The sequence below is a fragment of the Duodenibacillus massiliensis genome (assembly GCF_900128485.1).
Classification (GTDB): Bacteria; Pseudomonadota; Gammaproteobacteria; order Burkholderiales; family Burkholderiaceae_F; genus Duodenibacillus; species Duodenibacillus massiliensis.
The window spans coordinates 423,088-443,976 of the sequence record NZ_LT635861.1 but is presented as its reverse complement, the minus strand read 5'-3'; the positions used below and the strand labels follow the sequence as shown (position 1 = coordinate 443,976).

Genomic DNA, 20,889 nt, shown 5'->3' with positions numbered 1-20,889 from the left:
CGGACCCAAAGCGGTTGCCGTGCCTTTTTTGTTTTTGGGAAAATTCCCGCCGTTACTTCACTTCTACGAGTTCGACGTCAAAAATGAGCGTGGCGTAGGGAGGAATCACACCGGGATAGCCCTGCGCGCCGTAAGCGAGGTTATAGGGAATGGTGAGCTTACGCTTGCCGCCCGCCTTCAGGCCCACAAGGCCCTGCTCCCAGCCCTGAATCACCATGCCGGCGCCGAGCGGAAATTCAATAGGCTCACCGCGGCTGTAGCTTTCATCAAAAATCGTGCCGTCGGTGAGTTTGCCGATGTAGTGCACGCGCACGGTCTTGCCGAATTCTGCCGCTGCGCCCGAACCTTCGGCGACTTCTTCGATTTCAAGTTCCCCTTCGGGCGGCACTTCCACGATCTCGAGCAGTTCAATGTCAAAAACGAGCGTGGCGTTCGGAGGAATCGGGCCGATGCCGCGTTCGCCATAGCCCATCTCAGGAGGAACGGTGAGCGTGCGCTTGCCGCCCTTTTTCATGCCGATGAGGCCTTCGTCCCAGCCACGGATCACCTGACCGGCACCGACTTTGAACTCAAACGGTTCATTGCGGTTGTGGCTTGAATCAAACACCGTGCCGTCGGTAAGGCGCCCCGTGTAGTGCACGCGCACCTGATCTCCGGCCTTGACGGCCTCACCTACTCCGGCAACCGTATCGACAATTTTGAGTTCTGACATATTTTTTCCTGTTATGCGGCCGCTTTTGCGGCATAAGAGCGGGCATTTTAGCGGCTCGGTGCTTTCTGCGCCCGCTCGGGCGGCCTCCTTCTGAGCTCTTTGTGTTAGGCAAAGCACCTTATTGACAGGACTTTTTCTCCTCGGTTACGATACACGTCACTGAAAAAAAGAAGCCCCGTGCTTTTTTACGGAACCACTAAAAAAGGTCTGCTTCCATGACAAACCGTCTTTTTTCTGCATATTGGCGCTGGCACCTCCCATAGGGCGGGGCCGCAATGTCGTACGCATAAAAAAGCAGACAACGAAACCCGCTGAGAACTTAGGTCCGGCGGGTTTTTCATCAGTACGTCACGAAAACTGCCGAAAGCGAAAGGTTTTTTTAAAGGCAGAAACGATGACAAACACCAGAATCCTCCCGCGAAAGACAGCCCGGCCTTTCTTTCGATGGCGTCCCTGTGACTGATTGACAAACGCACGTTTCATCATTTACAGCCAAGGACACCATCATGGACTCCATCATCAAAAGCATTTACGAAGGCAAAACTCTCACCGAAGGCGAAGGCCGCACGCTCTTTGAAGCAATTTTTGAAGGCAAGGTTGCCCCCGTTGCGCTCGCAGGCATTCTCACCGCGCTCAAAATGCGGGGCGAAAAATCCGAAGAAATCGCGGGTGCCGCGGCAGCGATGCGGGGTGCCGCGCTTCCCTTCCCGCGTCCCGAGGGCCTCACGATCGGCGAAATCGTCGGTACCGGCGGGGACGGCACTCAGAGCATCAACATTTCCACGACGGCAGCCATTGCCGCCGCGGCCGCGGGTCTTTTTATCGCCAAGCACGGCAACAGCGGCGTTTCCTCGCGTTCCGGGGCTTCAGACGTTCTCACGTCCCTTGGCTTTGACATCAAGGCAACGCCTGAAGAAAGCGCAAAGCTTTTGAAGGACACGGGCTTTGCCTTCTGCTACGCCAAGCTCTATCACCCGGCGATGCGCTTTGCCGGCCCCGTGAGGGCGGAACTCAAAACTCGGACAATTTTCAATATTCTCGGGCCGCTCACGAACCCCGCGCATCCCGACTACGCCGTGATCGGCGTCTACAGTCCGGCACTTCTTGAGACCGTTGCAAACGTTCTGAAACTGCAGGGTATGCGCCGCGCCTTTGTGGTGCACGGCGCCGGAGCCGATGAAGCGGCCGTACACGGCGAAACCGAGTACGCGGAACTCTGCGCTGACGGCACGATCCGCCGCGGCACCTTTACGCCGGCAGACTTCGGTGTTGAAACGCCCTACAGCCTGGACGACATTAAGGGCGGCAGCCCCGAAGAAAACGCGCAGAGCGTCCTCGATATTCTGGGCGGCAAGGGCAAACCCGCCCACCGCGCCGTCGTGGCCGCCAACCTTGCGCTGCTTCTGATTGCGGGCGGCAAGGCCGAAACCCTTCCCGAAGCAATGGAACTTGCGTACGCCGTTCTCGATTCCGGCAAGGGCCTTGAAGTCATTGCCGAGCACCGCGCTTTTGCCCGGCACAAAGCCGCTCCCGCCACCAACAACCGTTTTACCGCCAAAGAGACTCATCATGCTGCTTAACCCCTATTTCGGCAATTACGGCGGCCAGTACGTGGCCGAACTTCTGATCCCCGCTTTAAACCAGCTGGAAGCGGCTTTTGTCGACGCACAGAAGGATCCCGCGTTTCAGAAGGAGCTCACAGACCTCCTCGTCAATTACGCGGGGCGCCCCACACCCCTCACACTCTGCCGCAATCTCACCCGCGGCACCAAGGCAAAGATTTACCTAAAGCGCGAAGACCTCGTGCACGGAGGCGCGCACAAAACCAATCAGGTATTGGGACAGGCGCTTTTGGCCAAACGCATGGGCAAAACCCGCATCATCGCTGAAACCGGTGCCGGCCAGCACGGTGTGGCAACAGCGCTCGTGTGCGCCCTTTTGGGGCTGAAATGCCGCGTCTACATGGGAGCCAAGGACGTGGAGCGCCAAAAGCCCAATGTTTTCCGTATGGAACTCATGGGCGCGGAAGTCGTCCCCGTGCGCCACGGCAGAGGGACGCTTAAAGAAGCCTGCAATGAAGCTCTCAGAGACTGGTCCGAAAGTTTTGAAACGACGCACTACATGCTCGGCACCGCCGCCGGTCCCCACCCCTTCCCCACAATCGTGCGTGAGTTTCAGAAAATCATCGGAGAGGAAGCCAAAAAGCAGATTCTTGCCTTTGAGCACAAGCTCCCGGATGCCGTTCTTGCCTGTATCGGCGGCGGCAGCAACGCGATCGGCATGTTCACCGACTTTATCGGCGAAAAGGATGTGAAGCTTTACGGCGTGGAACCCGCAGGACTCGGCGCCGACACCCCGGAAAACGGCATGAAGCTTGAAAACGGCAAGGTCGGGATCTTTTTCGGCGCCCGCACCTTCAACATGCAAACCGATGAAGGCCAGATCAACGAGTCCTACTCGATTTCCGCGGGCCTGGACTTCCCGTCGGTGGGCCCGGAACACGCCTACCTCAAGGATATCGGGCGTGTCAGTTATGTGGCCGCAACCGACCTTGAGGCGCTTGAAGCCTTCATGACGCTTTCAATGGAAGAAGGCATTATTCCGGCTCTGGAAAGCTCACACGCCCTGGCCTACGCCTTAAAGCTTGTGCGCGAAAACCCCGAAAAAGAACAGACGCTTCTCGTAAACCTCTCCGGGCGCGGCGACAAGGATATCTTCCAGGTCTCCGCCTACCTTGAAAAAGCGGGCTTCATGAAGGAGGGCCGCATCGTTCCGGGGATGCTTGAAGCACTGAGAACCCGTATTGCGGCGGCAAAGTAATACTTCAGAGATACAAAAAGGATACAAAAATATGACTGACCGTTTTGCCGATACCTTTGCCCGTCTTTCTCAGGAAAGAAACGGCGCTTTTGTCCCCTTTGTCAATCTCTGCGATCCCGATGAAGCAACGAGCCTTCGGATTCTGAAAACACTGGTGGCCGCAGGCGCAGATGCGCTTGAGCTCGGCATTCCCTTTTCGGATCCGAGTGCCGACGGCCCGGTGATTGTCGCAAGCGCCGACCGCGCGATCCGCAACGGCGCCACCACGGAAAAGTGCCTGAAAGTGATTGAAGCCTTCCGCGCCGAAAACAAAACAACACCGGTGAGCGTCATGCTTTACGCAAACCTCGTTTTTGCGCCGGGCGTGGCGGCCTTTTTTGAGCGTGCCGTCAAGGCGGGCGTTGACGCAGTACTGATTCCGGACCTTCCGCTTGTGATGCGCAAGGCCGACCCGGTGTTTGCCCAAGAAGCGGCGCGCCACGGCGTAAAACTCGTCAACCTCGTGCCCCCGAAGGCCGACGCCGCCTTTTTAGAGGAAGCCGCTGAGGCAAGCGACGGCTACACGTATCTTCTCTCGCGCGTCGGGATCACAGGCACCGACCATGCTGCTGGCACCCCCGTTGAAGAGGTCGTTCGTGTGCTGAAAGAAAATCACGCGGCACCGCTGCTTTTGGGCTTTGGCATTTCCAAACCGTCTGACGTCACCCGTGCGATGGCCGCGGGTGTCGCAGGCGTCATCGTGGGTTCGGCGATTGTCCGCATCATTAACGAACATCTCGATAGAACCGAAGCGATGCTTGCTGCGCTCACCGACTACGTGCGTACCATGAAGGCCGCAACCGTCGGAGCGCTCCGGTAAAACCTCCCGAGCTGCCGCGTGCCCGCCTCTGCCGGCTGTCTCAACACAGCCGGCATTCGCCGTTACCTTCCTTGTGCCGGGATCCTCTACCGAGCTCACTTTGTATCGGTTTCAAAAATTCGGCGTTTTAGGACTTCCCCGCAGTCCTCTTTCCTATAGAATGCGCCCGAATTCACTGCGGCGTCGGTGCACTTTCTTCCGACCGAAAGGCACATTCTGTTCCTGCCGCTTTCTTTCATGCAGTCCCGCGCATCTTTGCGGCAGCCCTTGAAGTCTGCCGCCGACTAACAAACAAGCGGGAGTCTGACGGCTTTTCTTGCCTCAGCCTGCGTCTGCCGGTCGGACGGCGTACTTCAAACGCACGGCCTCTGAGTTGTTTTCAGACCGGTTGCGCCAACGCCCCGTGCAGTCACGCAGTTCTGTCTTTTTCAGGTTTTCTAAGTGACGAATACATTTGCCGCTTTGGGTCTGCCCGAAGCACTGACTGCTGCCGTAGCCGACATGGGCTACGAAACACCGACTCCGATTCAGACTCAGTCGATTCCGGAACTCTTAAAGGGCCGCGACATGCTCGCGGCCGCTCAGACCGGCACCGGCAAGACCGCCGCCTTTGCGCTGCCGATTCTGGCGCAGATGCTCGCGCGCCCGGAAAAACGGACACCTAAGTCCGTAAGAGCCCTGGTGCTTGCCCCGACCCGCGAGCTTGCCGCTCAGATTGACGAAAACATCCGTGCCTATGCGGCCCGTACGGATTTGAAGACAGCACTCGTTTTCGGGGGTGTGAACATTAAGCCGCAGACGGCGGCGCTTGCCAAGGGCGTCGATTTTCTGGTCGCCACGCCGGGGAGACTTCTCGACCACCTCGGGCAGAAAAACGTGACGCTTGAAAACGTCGGGTTTCTTGTGCTTGATGAAGCCGACCGCATGCTTGACATGGGCTTTATCCACGACATCCGCAAGATTCTGAAGTTTCTGCCCGTTAAGCGCCAGACGCTTCTGTTTTCCGCCACCTTCAGCGATGAGATCAAGGCGCTTGCCGACACCTTCCTCACCGATCCCCTCACAGTGGAAATCGCGCGCAACAAGGAGAGCACCCTCATTCATCAGGAGGCACTTGCCATTGCCAAAAAGCGTAAGCGCGAGCTTTTGAGAGACCTCATCGTCGACAACGCCTGGGATCAGGTGCTCGTCTTCACCCGCATGAAGCACACCGCCAACCGTCTTGCCCAGCAGCTTGAAAAAGATGGCATCACGGCAGCGGCCATTCACGGCAACAAGAGCCAGTCGGCGCGCACCAAAGCGCTTGCGGGCTTTAAAAACCACACGATCCGCGTGCTCGTTGCGACCGACATCGCCGCGCGGGGGCTCGATATCGAGGGGCTTCCCCACGTCGTGAATTTTGAACTTCCCGAAGTGGCCGAAGACTACGTACACCGCATCGGCCGCACGGGGCGCGCCGGCATGGAAGGCCATGCCGTAAGCCTTGTGGCACCCGAAGAGCGCGATCTGTTAAGAGCCATTGAAAAGCTCTTAAAGCGCCGCATTGATCTTACAAAGGCAGAAGGTTACGACGGGGAGGTCCCCGAAGACATCGCCCGGGATAACGCCGAGCGCGACAAGGCCCGTGCCGAGGAACTCGCCCGTCTGCGCGAATCCCGCCGCAGGACCCGGGAACGTAACGGCGAGGCACCGCGCAAAAAGGCCCGGGCCTCGGAAGCGCTTTTAAAGAAAGCCTCTCATGCCGAAACGACGGAAAATCCGGAAGAGCGCTTTGTAAAGAAAGTGGTCCGCAAGGCGCAGGCCGTGAAAGAAAACCAGGGGCAAGAAGCTCAGGCAACCCGCAACGCCCGCGCCGGAACTGCCGACGCAAACCGCCGCGGCCCCCGCAATGACCGGCGTGATCGCACTGAGCGCGACGACGACAATTTCGGCAACCGCAAAGACCGGCAGCCCGGCCGCCGGGGCAGCTCCGCCCGCCGGGAGAGCGATCCTTTTGAGCAGCGCCGTCAGACGCTTTCACTGCCGCAGCGCATGCCCGAAGAGGATGTCCGCAGCACAGGGCGCGTCACCCGCAAAAATGACAACCGTTACGGCGAAGGAAACGTCAGGGGCCGCAAACCGGAAGGCGCCAACGGCAAGAGCCGTTACCGCAAGCCCGACATCGTTTCCACCGTCATGCGCGAAGACGATGACCGTCGCCGCCGCGGCAACGCGTCCTCAGCCCGCCGCAATGATTCGCGCTACGAGTCGGTGAGCTCGAACCTTCCCCCGGGGATGGTTCTCAAGTTCCGCCGCCGTTAAGCGCCCGATACAATCGGGACAAAACCGGAAGAAGCCGCCCTGTCCGGGGCGCTTCTCCCGGCGTAGCCATAAGGATGATGTTCATGCCCGTATTTTCGAGTCTCAAAAAAGCGGCCGGTGCCGCGGCCCTTGCGGCACTTTTAACCGCCGCCGGCTGCTCAACACCGCAAACGCCCGCGGAAGACGCCGCCGATGCCGCCGCAGGCGTGCGTCCCGATCTCTCCAAACTCTACGAAGCGCCCGAAAAATTACGCGCGAGCTGCGTCTCCGAGGCGCCGCTTTCGGTGCACAATACCTTTGAAGCAATTCGCTTTGACTGCCCGCAGCTTGCAGTCAAAGCCAATGTCATTGAGATGTACGACGCCGGCTGGCGCATTGAGGCCGTGGATGTGGGCGAAGACAGCGCCGGCACTGACGGCGTAAAGGCAATGCCGCTCACGATCACGATCCGCAAGATTTTCTGATGCACGGTGCGTGCGCGCGGCATCCTGTTTAAGACAAAAGACAAATTTCTATGACCACAACGATTGAAAAACGCATCAGTGCCGTGCGTAAAGTACTGAAAAAAGCACGGCTTGAAGCGCTGCTTGTCCCCACGGGGGACCCGCACATGAGCGAGTACCTTCCGGAAAACTGGGCTTTCCGCCGCTGGCTCACCGGCTTTACGGGCTCAGCCGGAACGCTGGTTGTCACCGCAGAAAAAGCGCTTCTGTGGACCGACAGCCGCTACTGGGAGCAGGCCGCCAAAGAAACCGAAGCGACCGGCATCACCGTGATGAAAAGCGGTGCGGCTGATGTGCCGGACGTGCGCGTGTGGCTGGCAGAAAACCTGCCGGAGAATGCCTCTGTCGGACTTGACTGCAGCACGGTATCGGCGGAACGCCTCAGGCTTCTTGAAAACACGGTCTCTCACCGCGGCATCGGCGTCGTTGATACGGGCAATCTTATCGATAAGCTCTGGACGGAGCGCCCCGGGCGTTCTGAAGCTCCCGTTCGGCCGTTTACAACAGCTCAGAAACCGGCTGCCGAAAAAATCGCGGACGTGCGCACGGAGCTTTCTGAGCGTAAGGCCGATGCGCTCTTTCTTTCCACGCTTGACGATATCGCCTGGATCACCAATCTCAGAGGCAGTGACGTCCTTCACACCCCGGTTTTCATCGCCTATTTCCTTTTGACGGCTGACAGAGCCGAACTCTTTATTGATACCTGCAAGGTGACAAAGGAAAGCGCCGAGCTGATCAAAGCCGCGGGCATCACCGTAAAGCCCTACGAAACGGCCGACGCGGCATTAAAGGCGCTCAGGGGCACCGTTCTCTGCGATTTAAAGCGCACCAACGCCAGAGCCGCGGCGCTGCTGACAACCGCTGACGACGTCGTTGTGCTTGACCGCATGCAGCCCACCACGGTCATGAAAAGCCGCAAGACGCAAGCGGAACTCACTTCGCTCAGAGAAACAATGACCGCCGACGGCGTGGCGCTGTGCGAACTCTTTGCGTGGGTGGCCGAGTGCGATGAAACGCACAAGGACATCACGGAAACAGATGTAAGCGACTTTCTGCACGAAGCGCGTGCGAAGATCCCGGGCTTTTTCGATGAGAGCTTTACGACGATTGCCGCTTACGGCGCCAACGCCGCGCAGCCGCACTACACCCCGAAGGCAGGCTCTGCGGCAAAACTCACCGGAGAGTCGCTGCTTTTAGTCGACAGCGGCGGACAGTTTGAAGGCGGCACCACCGACGTCACCCGTACCGTCATCTGGGGCAGGCCCACCGACGCGATGAAGCGCGACTTTACCGCGGTCTTAAGAGGCCATATTGCGCTGGCAACGGCCCGCTTTCCGCTGGGCGCCTACGGCAGCCAGCTCGACACGCTCGCGCGGGCCCCGATCTGGGAAATCGGCGCGGATTACGGTCACGGCACCGGTCACGGCGTGGGTTTTGTGCTTTCCGTTCACGAGGGGCCCGTTCACATCAGCCCCCGGGCACCGCAGTCACCGGAAGCCCGCGTGGTGCCGGGCCTGGTGCTTTCCAACGAACCGGGACTTTACCGTCCGGGACTCTGGGGGATCCGCACGGAAAACCTGGTGACTCCTGTGGCCGCCGACCCCGAAGCCGATGAAATGCAGGCCTTTCTTCACTTTGAAACCCTGACGCTTTGCCCCATTGACTACCGGCTCGTGAAAACGGCGATGATGACGCCCTACGAGATCTGGTGGGTGAATGACTATCACCGCCGTGTGCGTGAGGTTCTGGAAAACCGCGTCTCTGCGAGAGCCCACAAGTGGCTCATGCGGGCAACCGACATCATTTGAAAAAGCTTCAGAAACCCAAGACGCCCGGCAACGGGCGTTTTTCGTTAACCGGCTTCAGACTTTCTCATTTTCGGAACCGGATTCACCCGTCAAACGCGCGTTAAGAAACGTAAAGCTTTCCGCGGGTTAAAGGCAGGAAACCGCCCTACGCCTTAAACTCTTTCGTTATTGCGAATTTTTGAAACACCTTTCGGGCACGAGAACCTTACCCAAAGGATGCCGTGCGCCTTAAATCCGACAACACCATGCCGTTAACTGTGTCTCTGCCCCTGCGTTCAACCCTTGTTGCCGTTGGTGCCGGTCTTCTTTTACTTGCCGGTTGCACGGATAAAAAACCGGCCGTCAAAACGGTGGCGCCGCTTGAGGTGACCGTGCTCTCAGCGCAGCCCTCGGAAGAATCGCTCTGGCTTGAGTCGCTCGGGCGCGCGGAAGGCGCCGAGGAAATCAGTATTCAGGCGCAGGTCACCGGGACTCTTGAAAAAATCAGCTATAGGGAAGGTGAATCCGTCAAAAAAGGACAGGTCCTTTTTGTGATTGACCAGGATCCCTACATCGCAGCCCTGGAGTCAGCCAAAGCCACCGTCCGGCAGCGCAGCTCTGAACTTAAGCAGGCTGACCGTGAAGCCCGGCGGTACGCACAGCTTTGGGCCGCCAAGGCCGTAAGCCGCAAAGAGTACGATGATGCGGCAAGCGCCGCGGACATTGCCCGTGCGTCGTTGAGACAGGCCAAAGCCGCGCAGAAAGACGCCGAGATTAATCTTGCCTACACCACGGTGACGGCACCTTCAGACGGCACGGCAGGCCGCTCGCTCGTCAACCTCGGCGCGCTTGTCACGTCGGGCACCACGCAGCTTGCGACCCTTTCGCAGCCCGAAAGACTCAGGGTCACCTTTACGCTTTCAGAGCGCGACATCGAGCAAAGCCGCATTACGCTTAATAACCCCGTGCGTCTTTTTGATCCCTACGGAAAAGAAATCGAAGGAAAACTTGACTACGTGAGCCGCGAAATCAATCCTGAGACGGCAACCCGCACGCTGCGCGCGAGGATTCTTTCCAAAACCGATGTACTGCCCGGTCAGTACGTACATGTGCAGCTTGAGCGCGAGAAACTCAAAAACGTTTTTCGGATTCCGCAGCAGGCCGTGCTGCAGCGCCCCGACGGCACCTACCGCGTCTACGTGAACGTCAACGGCAAAGCCCTTTCCCGTGACGTCACGGTGGGCACCTGGAAGGAAACCGACTGGATTGTCCTCACGGGACTCAAAGCCGGAGACGAAGTGATTCTTGACAACCTGCAGCGCATCAAGGAAGGCAGTCCCGTCAAAGCGACCGTCACCCAACCCGTAAGGACCGAAGCGAAGATTCCTTACGGCATCCGGATCAACCATTCCGACATCGATAAGCTCTGATGAAGGAGTGACGCAATGCTGAGTCAGTTCTGCATCCGCCGCCCGATTTTTGCCGCGGTTTTATCCATCCTCATCGTGCTTGCCGGGCTCGTGTCCCTGCAGGTGCTGCCCGTGTCGCAGTACCCCAACATCACGCCGCCCTCGGTGATGGTTTCAACTTCCTACGAAGGCGCCAACGCCCAGGCCCTCGCCCGAACGGTTGCGGCACCCATCGAAAATCAGCTCTCCGGCATCGAAGGCCTCATCTACTACACGACCTCGATCCGCGCCAACGGCGACGTGCGCATTCAGTGCGTCTTTGACGTGGGCACCGACCCCAATGACGCGATGCTCGAAATCAACAACCGCGTGCGAAGTGCCGAACGCAGTCTTCCGGACGCCGTCCGACAAAACGGCGTAAACGTCAGAAAGCGCTCCAACGAGTCGCTGATGACGGTGGTCTTTACCTCGCCCGACGGTTCCATGACCCCGACGCAATTGGCTGACTACGCGCTTTTAAACGTGGTGGATTACCTTAAGCGTCTGCCCGGGATCGGTGACGTCTCCGTCTTCGGCAACACCCAAAGCGCCATGCGTATCTGGATGGACCCCTTAAGAATGGCCAAGATGAAGGTGACGCCGGAGGATATTGACAAAGCCGTCACCGACAAAAACCAGGAACGCGGCGCAGGCCGCATCGGTACGGCGCCCACGCCCGCCGACCAGAAACTCTTTTACACCACCCGCACCCACGGTCAGCTTTTAACGCCTGAGCAGTTCGGGGGCATTGTCTTAAGGGCGGACGAAAACGGCCATATCGTGCGTCTGCGCGATGTGGCGGTGACCGAGGTCGGCAAAAGAAGCTACGAATTCTTAAACGTCTTTCAGGGTAAGCCCTCCATCACCGTGGGCGTTTACCTGCAGTCCGGCGCCAACGCCATGGCAGCGGCCAAGGAAGTGAAGGCGGAACTTGCGCGTCTGGAAAAACAGTATCCGGCCGGTAAAGTCGAGCACCAGATCACCGATGACACGACGGTCTTTGTGCAGGCTTCGCTCACCGAAGTCTTTAAGACCCTCATTGAAGCCGGTATTCTCGTGCTGCTTGTGGTCTTTCTCTTCCTGCAGAACTGGCGTGCCACCCTTATTCCCATGCTTGCGGTTCCGGTGTCTCTGATCGGCACCATGGCAGGTCTCTGGCTTTTCGGGTTTTCTCTGAATACGCTCACGCTTTTTGCCATGACGCTTTCCATCGGCATTGTGGTCGATGACGCCATTGTGGTGCTGGAAAACGTTGAGCGCCTGATGACGCAGGAAGGACTCGGCCCCTTTGAAGCCGCACAGAAAGCCATGCGGGAAGTGGCCTCTGCTCTTGTTGCCATTGTGCTCGTACTGTGCGCGGTCTTTGTGCCGGTCGCCTTTTTGGGCGGCATGGCGGGGGAACTCTACAAGCAGTTTGCCGTGACGGTTGCGGTGTCGGTCGCGATTTCAGGCTTTGTGGCGCTCACCCTTACCCCCGCGCTTTGCGCCGTCATTCTCAAAAAAGAAGAACCGAAAAAGGGACGCTTTTTCACGGCTTTTAATAAGGGCCTCTCCAAGCTCACTTTCGGCTACCTGCAGTGCGTGAAGTGGGCTCTTCACTGGCGAAGCATCGCGGCCGTCGTTTTAATAGCGGTGACCGTTGCCTGCTGGCAGATGATCGAACGCACGCCCACGAGCTTTGTCCCGAGCGAAGACCAAGGGATTCTGCGCATGACGATGACGCTTCCGGAAGGTGCATCCTTTGCCCGCACACGTGCCGAAAGTGACGCCATGCGGCAAAAGATTCAGGCAGAGCTCCCCGGCCTTGACACAGTGCTTGTGATGACCGGCTTTGACACGCAGGGCGGCGACATCCGCCCTAACGCAGCCACCTTCATCATTAAGCTCAAAAACTGGAACGACCGTACGATATCGGCCGACGAAGTACTCGCCAAACTCAGAATAATCGGTGCCACAAGCAAAGAATCGGTGACGGTGGCCTCGCTTCCCGCGCCGATCCGGGGCTTGGGTTCCTCAAGCGGCTTTTCAGGCTACATCCAGTCCCGCGGAAGCGACGACGCTCTGATGCTGCAGCGCGTCACCGAGGATTTCCTCGCGCGTCTTGCGGAACGCCCGGAACTCACCGGCCTCAGGCACTTCGTGCGCGCAGAGTCGCCCCTTATTCAGGTCGATCTTGATGACGTGAAGGCCTCGCAGCTCGGGATTACCTCAGACAACGTCTATTCGACGCTCACGGCGTTTTTTGCCGGTTCCTACATCAACAATTACACCCGTAACGGCCGCATCTACCGCGTGATCATGCAGGGCGAAGACCGCTACCGCCTCACCCCCGAAGATCTCGGCAAGGTTTGGGTGCGCTCCGACACCACCGGTGAAATGGTGCCCCTGTCTGCCGTTCTCACGGTTAAGCGCACCTCGGGCCCCGAGAGCCTTGCGCGTATGAACGGGTATCTCGCAGCGCAGTTTGTGGGCTCGGCCGTTCAGGGGGTGAGTTCCGGCGAAGCCATCCGGATCGTTGAAGAAACCGCGCAGGAATACCTTCCCGAGGGCTACGCCGTTGAGTGGACGGGCCAGGCCTGGCAGGAAAAACGGATCGGCGCGTCTTCCACGACCGCGTTTATCTTCGGCATGATCATCGTGTTTCTGATTCTGGCGGCTCTCTACGAGCGCTGGTCGCTGCCGATTGCCGTGGTGCTTGCGGTTCCCTTTGCCGTGCTCGGGGCCCTCGTTTCGCTGTGGATCCGCGGTTTTTCCAACGACATCTACTTTCAGATCGGGCTGCTGGTGTTGATCGGACTTTCAGCAAAAAACGCCATTTTGATCGTGGAATTTGCCGCACAGAAAATGCACGAGGGGTTAAGCCCCTTTGATGCCGCAATTGAAGCGGCGGGCTTGAGACTGCGGCCGATTCTGATGACGTCGCTCGCGTTTGTGATGGGTATCGTCCCGCTTGTATTTGCCACGGGCGCAGGTGCCGGGGCCCGTCACTCCATGGGGACGGGTGTTTTCGGCGGCATGATTGCCGCGACCTTTATCGCGACTATCTTCGTGCCGGTCTTTTTCACCTGGTTTGTCAAGCGTAAGAAGGCTCCTGAAACGGTCTCGCACATGGAAAACGAGCCGAAGAAACCGCTTTTCTGAGGCCACGGACCATGATCCCGGCGGCACGGACAAACCCGTGCCGCCTTTTTTGTAAACCGCCAAGGCGCAGACTAAGACGCGGGCATAGAGTGTTTCCGTACTTGTTTCGCGCACCGCATTTTTGGCATAGAATCATTGCGTCTTGAAATTACAAAAAACAGGGAACAGTTTTTATGTACAAGCGTCTCCTGGTGCCGACCGACGGCTCGGAACTTTCTCTTGATGCGGTCCGCGGTGCGGCTTCCTTTGCAGAGGCCATGCACTCTGAAGTGGTGCTCATCACCGTGATCGAACCCTACAGCTACACGTCTCTGAGCGAATACCGCCCGGAATCGATCGATGACTACGATGAACGCGTGCGCACGGTCGCTGAAGAGCGCCTTGCCGAAGCCCGCGCCATTCTTGAAGAAAAAGGCATCAAAGTGCAGACGCTTTCGGTGAAGTCTTTTTCGCCGGCGGAAGCCATTATGGACGCGTGTTCCGAAAAGGGCTGCGACTGCGTGTTTATGGCCAGCCACGGCCGCAAGGGCATTGCCGCAGTCCTTCTCGGTAGTGAAACCCAGAAGGTGCTCACGCATTCGAAAGTCCCTGTGATGGTCTACCGTTAACCGCGGTTTTCTGCGACAATCGCATACGCACTTAAAAAAGCGCCGGCGGAAGGAACTCTCTTTTCGCGCGGCGTTTTGTTTACCCGCATTTTTTAACGACAGGAATTCACAAAAATGGCATTCGGTGATGATCTGAAAGTCGAAATGGACGCAGCCAATCTTTACCGTGAGGAAATGATCACGGACCGCAAGATGGGCGTCATTCATGTGTTGACGCCGGTGACGGCTCAGGGAGAGAAGGACACGGCCCGCGCCTGCATTTTCACCGGTGAAGTGCAGATCATGACGCAGATGGGACCGCTGCCGATTTCTTTTGAAATCAAGGCTGCAAACCTTGAAGAAGCCGTGAAGCTTTACGGGGAAGCCGCCAAAAAGGGTGTGCAGGAGACGATTGAAAAGATGCAGCAGCTTCGCCGTGAGGCGGCAAGCAAGATCGTCACCCCCGGCACCCCCGGCTTCGGCGTCCCGCCGGCCGCCGGCACGGGCGGCATTCAGATGCCCTGATATTTTCCTTATGAGACTTTTCGGCTGTGACGATAAACGACGCTTTTCCCGGTCAGCCCTTTACCCGGGCTGACTTTGAAAAAGCCGAAAAAGTTCTGCTGCGTGACGGACGGCTTTTTAACGCCGTCGTCACGCGGGTTACCCTCGCCGGGCGTACCTGGACGGTCAAAGACTTTTCAACGCGCCCCTTCTTCGTGCGTCCCTTCGGGCGCTTTCTTTTGGCACGCGAACTCAAGGCCGCGCATTATGTGGCCGACATCGACGGCTTTTCTGCAGAAGCCTTCAGACTCGATGAAAACGCCGTGGCGCTTACCTTTATTCCTGGCAAAACCCTTGCCGAACTTCCCCGTGAGGAAGTCACCCCGGCCTTTCTGATCTGCCTGGAAGAACTCATCAAAAGCATGCACCGCGCCGGAATCGTGCATCTGGACATCCGCAGTAACGGCAACGTGCTGATGCGGCCTGATAAAACCCCTGCCGTCATTGACTTTCAGTCAGCGCTTGCCACTGCCGGCATGCCCGTATGGCTCAAAAAATCGCTCGAAGCACTTGACATGAGCGGAGCCTACAAAAAGTGGAAGATTTTTCAGCCCGATGCGATGGGTGAAAAACGCGAAGCCGAACTCACCCGCATCAACCGCTGGCGGCGTCTCTGGCCGTTTAAGGGCTACTTCGGTCTTCCCCGCAGAAAATAATCCGACTGATACGGCCTTTGGGCCGCCGTTTTTTCCCGACAACGAAAAAACCGACTGCTGAGGCATCACTCAGCAGCCGGTTTTCGGGATCGTCAGCGCTCGCACAGCGCTGGGATACAGCAAGGATTAACGAAGCTTCGTTTCCTTGAAGAGGACGTGCTTGCGGGCAACCGGATCGAACATGTTGCGTTCGAGCTTACCCGTGGAGGTCTTCTTGTTCTTCGTCGTAGTGACGAAGTAACCCGTCCCTGCGGACGATTCCATCTTAATTTTTTCGCGTGCACCCTTTGCCATGGTTCAATCTCCTGTCAGGTTAGATTTCGCCGCGGGCGCGCAGATCCGCGAGAACCGCATCAATACCGATCTTGTCGACAGTGCGAAGACCAGCCGTCGTCAAACGCAGGCGGACCCAACGGTTTTCACTTTCGACCCAGAAACGACGATACTGCAGGTTCGGCATGAAACGACGCTTGGTCTTGTTGTTCGCGTGCGAGACTTGATGGCCGACCATCGGCGCCTTGCCGGTGACTTGACACACTCGTGCCATCGCTAACTCCCGTAAAAAGTTGATTAAAAACGCTTCACGCCTCGCCGATATCCGGGCGTGAGCGCGAAAACTGAAAGACGATGATTATACGACAAAAATCCTCCTCTGCCAAACCTCTGATTTCTCAGGCAGAAGAGAAGCCCGCCGCGGGCGCTCCATTTGCATAGTGCGCCCTCACCGCGAAGGGCGCATTCTACACTGTCGCGCGCCTGTGCGTTTGTGAGCCGCCGGCGTTTTTCTTCTACACTTTCGCCAACACTCAAATTTACAGAGCAACCACTGCCATGCAGATCATTCTTGCCCAGCCCCGCGGTTTTTGTGCGGGCGTCACCCGCGCGATTGCGATTGTCGAACGTGCGCTTGCCGTCTACGGCCCTCCCATTTACGTGCGTCACGAGATCGTTCACAACAAAACCGTGGTGGAGCGGCTCCGGGAACAGGGTGCGGTCTTTGTGGAAGATTTAAGTGATGTGCCTGACGGCGCCACCCTTATTTTTTCCGCGCACGGCGTACCGGTTGCGGTGCAGCAGGAAGCGGAAAAACGGGGCTTCCGGATTTTTGACGCCACCTGCCCCCTTGTCACGAAGGTTCACCGCGAAGTGATCCGCATGAGGCAGCAAAACCGCCGCATCATCATGATCGGTCACGCCGGGCACCCGGAAGTCGAGGGCACGATGGGGCAGGTCAAGGACGGCATCACGCTCGTGCAAAGCCCGGCGGAAGTGAAAAACCTTCCGGCAACACTTGACCCCTCCACCCTTTCTTATGTCACGCAGACCACGATTTCTGTGGATGACGCCCGCGATGTGATTGATGCGCTCAAGCAAAAGTTCCCCGGCATCGCAGAACCCAAAAAAGCCGATGTCTGCTACGCCACGCAAAACCGTCAGGATGCGGTAAAGGCGCTTGCCGCCCGCGTGGACCTTGTGCTTGTGATCGGATCGACCACGAGTTCGAACTCCACACGCCTGCGTGAGGTGAGTGAACGGTGCGGCGTGAAGGCCTACCTCGTTGACAGTGCCGAACACATTGACCGCGCCTGGCTTACCGGCGTTGAAAAAGTCGGCATCACCGCCGGAGCCTCCGCGCCCGAAGCCCTGGTTCAGGGGGTTGTGGAAATGATTCAGAAAGAGTTCGGTGCCCAAAGCGTCACAACGCTTGCGGCGGCCGCGGACGAAAACGTCGCCTTTCCCATGCCCAAGGGCCTGTGGCAGAGCGACCTTGATGAAGCGCGCTCACAAAAGAATTAACCTTAGTTCCCGCCTAAATGTTGTTACTACACATTTGGGCGGTTTTTAATGGGGATGTAAGGTTTTCAGTGCTCAGTATCGCTTCAAGTGTGATCCCCGTGAAAGCAGGCGGGGTATGTGCGGTGTTTTCCATGTCCATCACGGCCGTTGCGCCCTCCTGAGTTTCTCTTCCCATTCCGTGGGTACCAAAACTCAGACAGGTTTCTTATGTTTTCTGCGCCATGCGACTTTGTGTCTACGGCACCGTACTCCTATAAATATGGTCCTTCGTCAGGTACTGCCCTGCTTACTATGACCGTTGCTGACTACTCACGGCAAGCTTTACTCCGACAATGCTGTTGCATTGAAGTCCGTGAGCCCTCCTCGGGAAAGAACGCGTTCTTTCCCACCATGTACCTGCTGCATCTACACCTCGGATTCCGTGTAGCTTCGGGCTTCATCTTGTTTTGCAGACTTACCCATCTTCGAATGCCTTATGCAGTTTCTGTACGTCAGGTCAGTGGTTTGCCTCCAGCTTCCTTCAGATCCCGCTTCGCGGCGGACACCCTTGCTCTTTCGCTATGTGCTTGGTGCTACCCCCTGCACTCGGGACTTTCACCCATTAGAACGCGCTCATGCCGAGCGCACAAATAGAAACGCCGCACGGGAACGATAATCCCTGCGGCGTTTTTTTATTTACAGAGAGACAAGCGTCACTTTGCCGGTTTCGTCCCTGCGTCGTTCTTCGGCCTCAAAATCAGATGCTTCATCGCCTCATGGAAGACAGGCACGGCAATCGTCCCGTGTGTTTCGCGCGGATAGTCGTCGACGAGAACCGCGCTTTCGGTTCCCGAAAAGGACCTTAAAGCCTCTTCAAAGCGCTTTTCGGACGCAAGGTTGTGGCTTGCCGTCGTGCCGCTCGCCTTTCTCAAAGCCGTGCCGAAGCCCGCATAAACGAATGCGCCGGGGCGTCCCGAGCCGGGCTTTGCCTCCAGGCTTCTCACGAGCACGCCGCCGTCCCACCAGAGGGACGGATCGGCCGCCACCCAGGCATCAAACAGCTCGGGGCGCTCCGCCATGGTGTGGAGCGCAAAGAGTCCGCCGAACGAGTGGCCCATGAGGACGTGCCTCAAGGCTTCTCCTTCAAAGCGTTTGGTAACTTCGGGCTTCACGGTCTTCTCAAGGCATTCCACGAGTTCCGAGGCGCGCCCGCCCTGAGCGGGCTTTCCGGTGTCTCGACCATTGCGGCCGATGCTCGAGCGCGTGGGCGTCAGGAAGGCGGTGCGATCGGGCACGTCGACGGCCGCAACGGCACAGGTCGATGCGGCGCCCTTCGTGCCCGAAAGCAGGTTGCAGATACCGGAAACCGCAGGGCCCAGCCTTGCGCCGTCGGTCACGTAAAAGACTGTGACGGGCCTTCCGTTCTCCCCGGCATGCGGACCGGCCGTGAGCGTCATCGTGCAGACGGGCTCCGCAGCCTGCGAGATGCCGCCCATTGCTAAGACGGCGGCGGCCGCGAGGATTCTTTTGTCATTCATATTCATAATGTTCAGCCTCTTGCGTTCTTTAACCTGAATTTTGCACCAGCTTGATTTTTCAGAAAGGCAGGCTGGTGCAAGATCAAAAATCGAGATAATTCTGGGGGCATCATGGCAAAAATTCACGCGGGGCTCGATTTTGGGTGCAATGCCCCCAACCCCCGATGGCACGCTCTGTGAGCCGGGGACGCTCAGGCGTCAGAGTATCGATACCTTGAAAAGCGCTTCCAACTCTCTGGCTCCCGGCAATACTGAGGGCAGCGTCAGTCGGACGGAATTCAGTGTTAAGCTCCATTTAGAAGTCACCAGGATGACATTGGCCCTGAGCCGGGCAATGGAAACGCGTACAGTTTTTTTCGCGCTTTCCTTCACAACACCAAAGAGATAGTGCCGGGCCAACTTGAGCACCAGCAATGGGGGGGGGATGTAAGGTTTTTTGTGTCCAAGCGATAATAGCGCTCCCGTAGGGCGCGAAAGGAATCACCGTGGCACACCGCACACCCAAAATAAACGACACCGTAAAATTTACCGACAAGCCACAGGCCATTCTGAACGATGCCGCAGAGCAACTGATGGAAGCCGGCGGCTTAACGGCCTTAACGCAGGCTCATTTCAACGAAGCGATGAAGATCGTAGCCCAACGCTTCATCAACGCCGTCCTGTAAGGGGAACTGAAGCACCATTTGACACAGTAAGACGAAAATCTCAACGAAGAGGAATCGTCGGCTGAGAGCGTTGAAAACAAACGCAATGGGTACAGCAAGAAAACGCTTCACGGCAATAAAGGCGATTTAGAAATCCAGGTTCCCCGCGATCGCAAGGGGACTTATGTTCCCCGCCTGGTACCCAAGCACTCACGGCATTTCAATGACTCGATGGATTCTTCGGGCATATGTGTGGGTAGTTCGTCCCCCGATTTTGGTCAACGAGAGCCTGTTAACAAATACGGAGAGAGACCCCGGTAATCGCGTAGCGAAATACCGAGCACGGCCGCAGGCCGCGCGCAGGTATGCAGCGTAGCGAGTACCGGGGGCTCTCTCCGTAACGGCCGCCGAATAGGCAGGGCGAGCAGCACGACTGCCGGCCTTTCTTCAGATTTCATTAACAAAAAAGCCATTCACAGTCTTTAAAGTTGTGGCTGTCGACACTCACAAAATAAGGACCGGAATGGCTCGGGACACCACTTTATTCAAGCATCTTCTCAATGTCAAAGGCACCGTCATCGAGGACATTGAATTCTTTCACGAAACTGACGGTACAAAATCTGCAGTGGTCCAGGTTCACGCCACCCGGGGATACCGTTGCCGGTGCCCGCACTGCAACAGGAAGAGCCCCAGGTACGACTCTGCTCGAAACGATCAGGTTCGCCTTTGGCGCGCTGGTGATTTAAACGGCATTCGTGTCTATCTGCAGGCTGAGAGCTACCGTATTGCTGCCCCAAACACGGCGTCGTAACCGCCGCCGTGCCGTGGGCCTTCCATGGCTCGCGCTTCACCAAAGACTTTGATCTGACGGTGGCCTGGCTGGCCCGCAGTCTGCCCCGCAGCATCGTATGTAAGTTCATGCGCATCGACTGGAAAACCGTAGGTCGCTGCGTTGAAAGGACCAAAGACTTTCTAGAACCTGACAGCTCGGCGCGNATGACGCAAGCCATTGAAGCCGTATTTCCCCAGGCGCAACATCAAACCTGCATTGTCCATCTCATCCGTGCCTCTACAGCCTTCGTCAGCCACAAGGATCGAAAGGCTGTAATGGCCGGCTTAAAGCCCATTTACCAGGCCAATACCCCCGAAGAAGCGTTGGCGGCCTTGGTGGCCTTTGAAAATAGCCCTATGGGCAAACGTTACCCGTATGTAGCGCAGAGTTGGCGCTCTGCCTGGGCACAGGTGATACCCTTCTTCAACTTTCCCCGGTCGATTCGGAAGTAGTTGTATACGACCAACAGTATTGAGGCTCTCAACCGTGGCGTTCGGAAGGTAATCAAAACTCGAATCATGTTTCCGCATGAAGAATCCGCCAAGAAGCTGATTTACTTGGCACTTCAGCGCATTTACAACTTAATGAGACGAAACTGCGATTTTTCCGGTAGCGGCGCGCCGCTGCATAGCCGCCGTCGTACCCTGAATCATCGCATTACCTCTGATAGAAAAAATGGAGCTTGACAGCCCCGAAGTACCTGGGGTTAAATACCCCTGTT

The 20,889-nt window shown here is 57.5% G+C and carries 16 protein-coding genes and 5 pseudogenes; 16 read left to right on the top strand and 5 right to left on the bottom strand.

What is annotated here, in order from left to right:
• Nucleotides 1-52: 52 nt before the first annotated feature.
• Nucleotides 53-319 (bottom strand): annotated as a pseudogene (locus BQ7486_RS12300) (FKBP-type peptidyl-prolyl cis-trans isomerase); the annotation flags it as partial.
• A gap of 75 nt (nucleotides 320-394) precedes the next feature.
• A pseudogene (locus tag BQ7486_RS12295) lies at nucleotides 395-712 on the bottom strand (FKBP-type peptidyl-prolyl cis-trans isomerase); the annotation flags it as partial.
• 506 nt (nucleotides 713-1,218) lie between these two features.
• On the opposite strand from BQ7486_RS12295, the gene trpD reads away from it, so the two are divergent.
• From trpD to BQ7486_RS09460, 11 genes are all read left to right on the top strand, one after another.
• Nucleotides 1,219-2,292, top strand: a complete 1,074-nt coding sequence (gene trpD / locus BQ7486_RS09510; protein ID WP_074009836.1) for an anthranilate phosphoribosyltransferase — start codon at nucleotides 1,219-1,221, stop codon at nucleotides 2,290-2,292.
• Entirely contained in the window at nucleotides 2,282-3,532 is a 1,251-nt protein-coding gene (gene trpB, locus BQ7486_RS09505; protein ID WP_022373246.1) for a tryptophan synthase subunit beta, read from the top strand. The genes trpD and trpB overlap by 11 nt, the downstream gene beginning before the upstream one ends.
• A 31-nt stretch (nucleotides 3,533-3,563) precedes the next feature.
• Nucleotides 3,564-4,391 carry a tryptophan synthase subunit alpha gene (gene trpA / locus BQ7486_RS09500; protein WP_074009835.1) on the top strand — a complete coding sequence of 276 codons (828 nt, stop codon included), beginning with the start codon at nucleotides 3,564-3,566 and terminating at the stop codon, nucleotides 4,389-4,391.
• Nucleotides 4,392-4,892: 501 nt separating this feature from the next.
• The gene (locus tag BQ7486_RS09495; RefSeq protein WP_084765959.1) at nucleotides 4,893-6,692 is read left to right on the top strand and encodes a DEAD/DEAH box helicase; all 1,800 of its coding nucleotides are present in this window, start codon (nucleotides 4,893-4,895) and stop codon (nucleotides 6,690-6,692) included.
• An 83-nt stretch (nucleotides 6,693-6,775) separates the two neighbouring features.
• A complete protein-coding gene (locus BQ7486_RS09490; RefSeq protein ID WP_143183135.1) occupies nucleotides 6,776-7,156 on the top strand; it encodes a hypothetical protein in 381 nt (126 codons plus the stop codon).
• Nucleotides 7,157-7,206: 50 nt separating this feature from the next.
• Nucleotides 7,207-9,003 (top strand): aminopeptidase P family protein, encoded by a 1,797-nt coding sequence (locus BQ7486_RS09485; protein WP_074009832.1) that lies wholly within the window; start codon nucleotides 7,207-7,209, stop codon nucleotides 9,001-9,003.
• Nucleotides 9,004-9,224: 221 nt separating this feature from the next.
• Nucleotides 9,225-10,412: an efflux RND transporter periplasmic adaptor subunit gene (locus tag BQ7486_RS09480; protein WP_074009831.1), complete on the top strand. Its 1,188-nt coding sequence runs from the start codon at nucleotides 9,225-9,227 to the stop codon at nucleotides 10,410-10,412.
• A gap of 15 nt (nucleotides 10,413-10,427) precedes the next feature.
• Nucleotides 10,428-13,571 (top strand): efflux RND transporter permease subunit, encoded by a 3,144-nt coding sequence (locus BQ7486_RS09475; protein WP_074009830.1) that lies wholly within the window; start codon nucleotides 10,428-10,430, stop codon nucleotides 13,569-13,571.
• A 173-nt stretch (nucleotides 13,572-13,744) separates the two neighbouring features.
• Complete coding sequence (locus BQ7486_RS09470; protein WP_022372825.1) at nucleotides 13,745-14,179, top strand: universal stress protein; 435 nt, start codon at nucleotides 13,745-13,747, stop codon at nucleotides 14,177-14,179.
• A 114-nt stretch (nucleotides 14,180-14,293) separates the two neighbouring features.
• Nucleotides 14,294-14,683 carry a hypothetical protein gene (locus tag BQ7486_RS09465; RefSeq protein ID WP_022372826.1) on the top strand — a complete coding sequence of 130 codons (390 nt, stop codon included), beginning with the start codon at nucleotides 14,294-14,296 and terminating at the stop codon, nucleotides 14,681-14,683.
• 26 nt (nucleotides 14,684-14,709) lie between these two features.
• Entirely contained in the window at nucleotides 14,710-15,378 is a 669-nt protein-coding gene (locus BQ7486_RS09460) for a protein kinase family protein (protein ID WP_084765878.1), read from the top strand.
• Between the two features lie 126 nt (nucleotides 15,379-15,504).
• Here the strand turns inward: BQ7486_RS09460 and rpmG are convergent, their stop codons facing one another.
• Together rpmG and rpmB are read right to left on the bottom strand one after the other, a co-directional pair.
• Nucleotides 15,505-15,672 (bottom strand): 50S ribosomal protein L33, encoded by a 168-nt coding sequence (gene rpmG, locus BQ7486_RS09455; protein ID WP_022372828.1) that lies wholly within the window; start codon nucleotides 15,670-15,672, stop codon nucleotides 15,505-15,507.
• Nucleotides 15,673-15,691: 19 nt separating this feature from the next.
• Nucleotides 15,692-15,925 carry a 50S ribosomal protein L28 gene (rpmB, locus tag BQ7486_RS09450; RefSeq protein ID WP_022372829.1) on the bottom strand — a complete coding sequence of 78 codons (234 nt, stop codon included), beginning with the start codon at nucleotides 15,923-15,925 and terminating at the stop codon, nucleotides 15,692-15,694.
• A 284-nt stretch (nucleotides 15,926-16,209) separates the two neighbouring features.
• On the opposite strand from rpmB, the gene ispH reads away from it, so the two are divergent.
• The gene (ispH, locus tag BQ7486_RS09445) at nucleotides 16,210-17,175 is read left to right on the top strand and encodes a 4-hydroxy-3-methylbut-2-enyl diphosphate reductase (RefSeq protein ID WP_022372830.1); all 966 of its coding nucleotides are present in this window, start codon (nucleotides 16,210-16,212) and stop codon (nucleotides 17,173-17,175) included.
• Nucleotides 17,176-17,867: 692 nt separating this feature from the next.
• Here ispH and BQ7486_RS09440 read toward each other — a convergent pair.
• Entirely contained in the window at nucleotides 17,868-18,698 is an 831-nt protein-coding gene (locus BQ7486_RS09440) for an alpha/beta hydrolase (RefSeq protein ID WP_143183134.1), read from the bottom strand.
• 500 nt (nucleotides 18,699-19,198) lie between these two features.
• Between BQ7486_RS09440 and BQ7486_RS12545 the strand changes: the two are divergent.
• The 4 genes and pseudogenes from BQ7486_RS12545 to BQ7486_RS12535 all read left to right on the top strand — a co-directional run.
• A pseudogene (locus BQ7486_RS12545) lies at nucleotides 19,199-19,576 on the top strand (transposase); the annotation flags it as partial.
• Nucleotides 19,577-19,859: 283 nt separating this feature from the next.
• Nucleotides 19,860-20,147: a transposase family protein gene (locus tag BQ7486_RS09425; protein WP_143183133.1), complete on the top strand. Its 288-nt coding sequence runs from the start codon at nucleotides 19,860-19,862 to the stop codon at nucleotides 20,145-20,147.
• A gap of 8 nt (nucleotides 20,148-20,155) precedes the next feature.
• Nucleotides 20,156-20,278: pseudogene (locus BQ7486_RS12540) on the top strand (transposase family protein); the annotation flags it as partial.
• 39 nt (nucleotides 20,279-20,317) lie between these two features.
• Nucleotides 20,318-20,743, top strand: a pseudogene (locus BQ7486_RS12535) (IS256 family transposase); the annotation flags it as partial.
• Nucleotides 20,744-20,889: the final 146 nt, after the last annotated feature.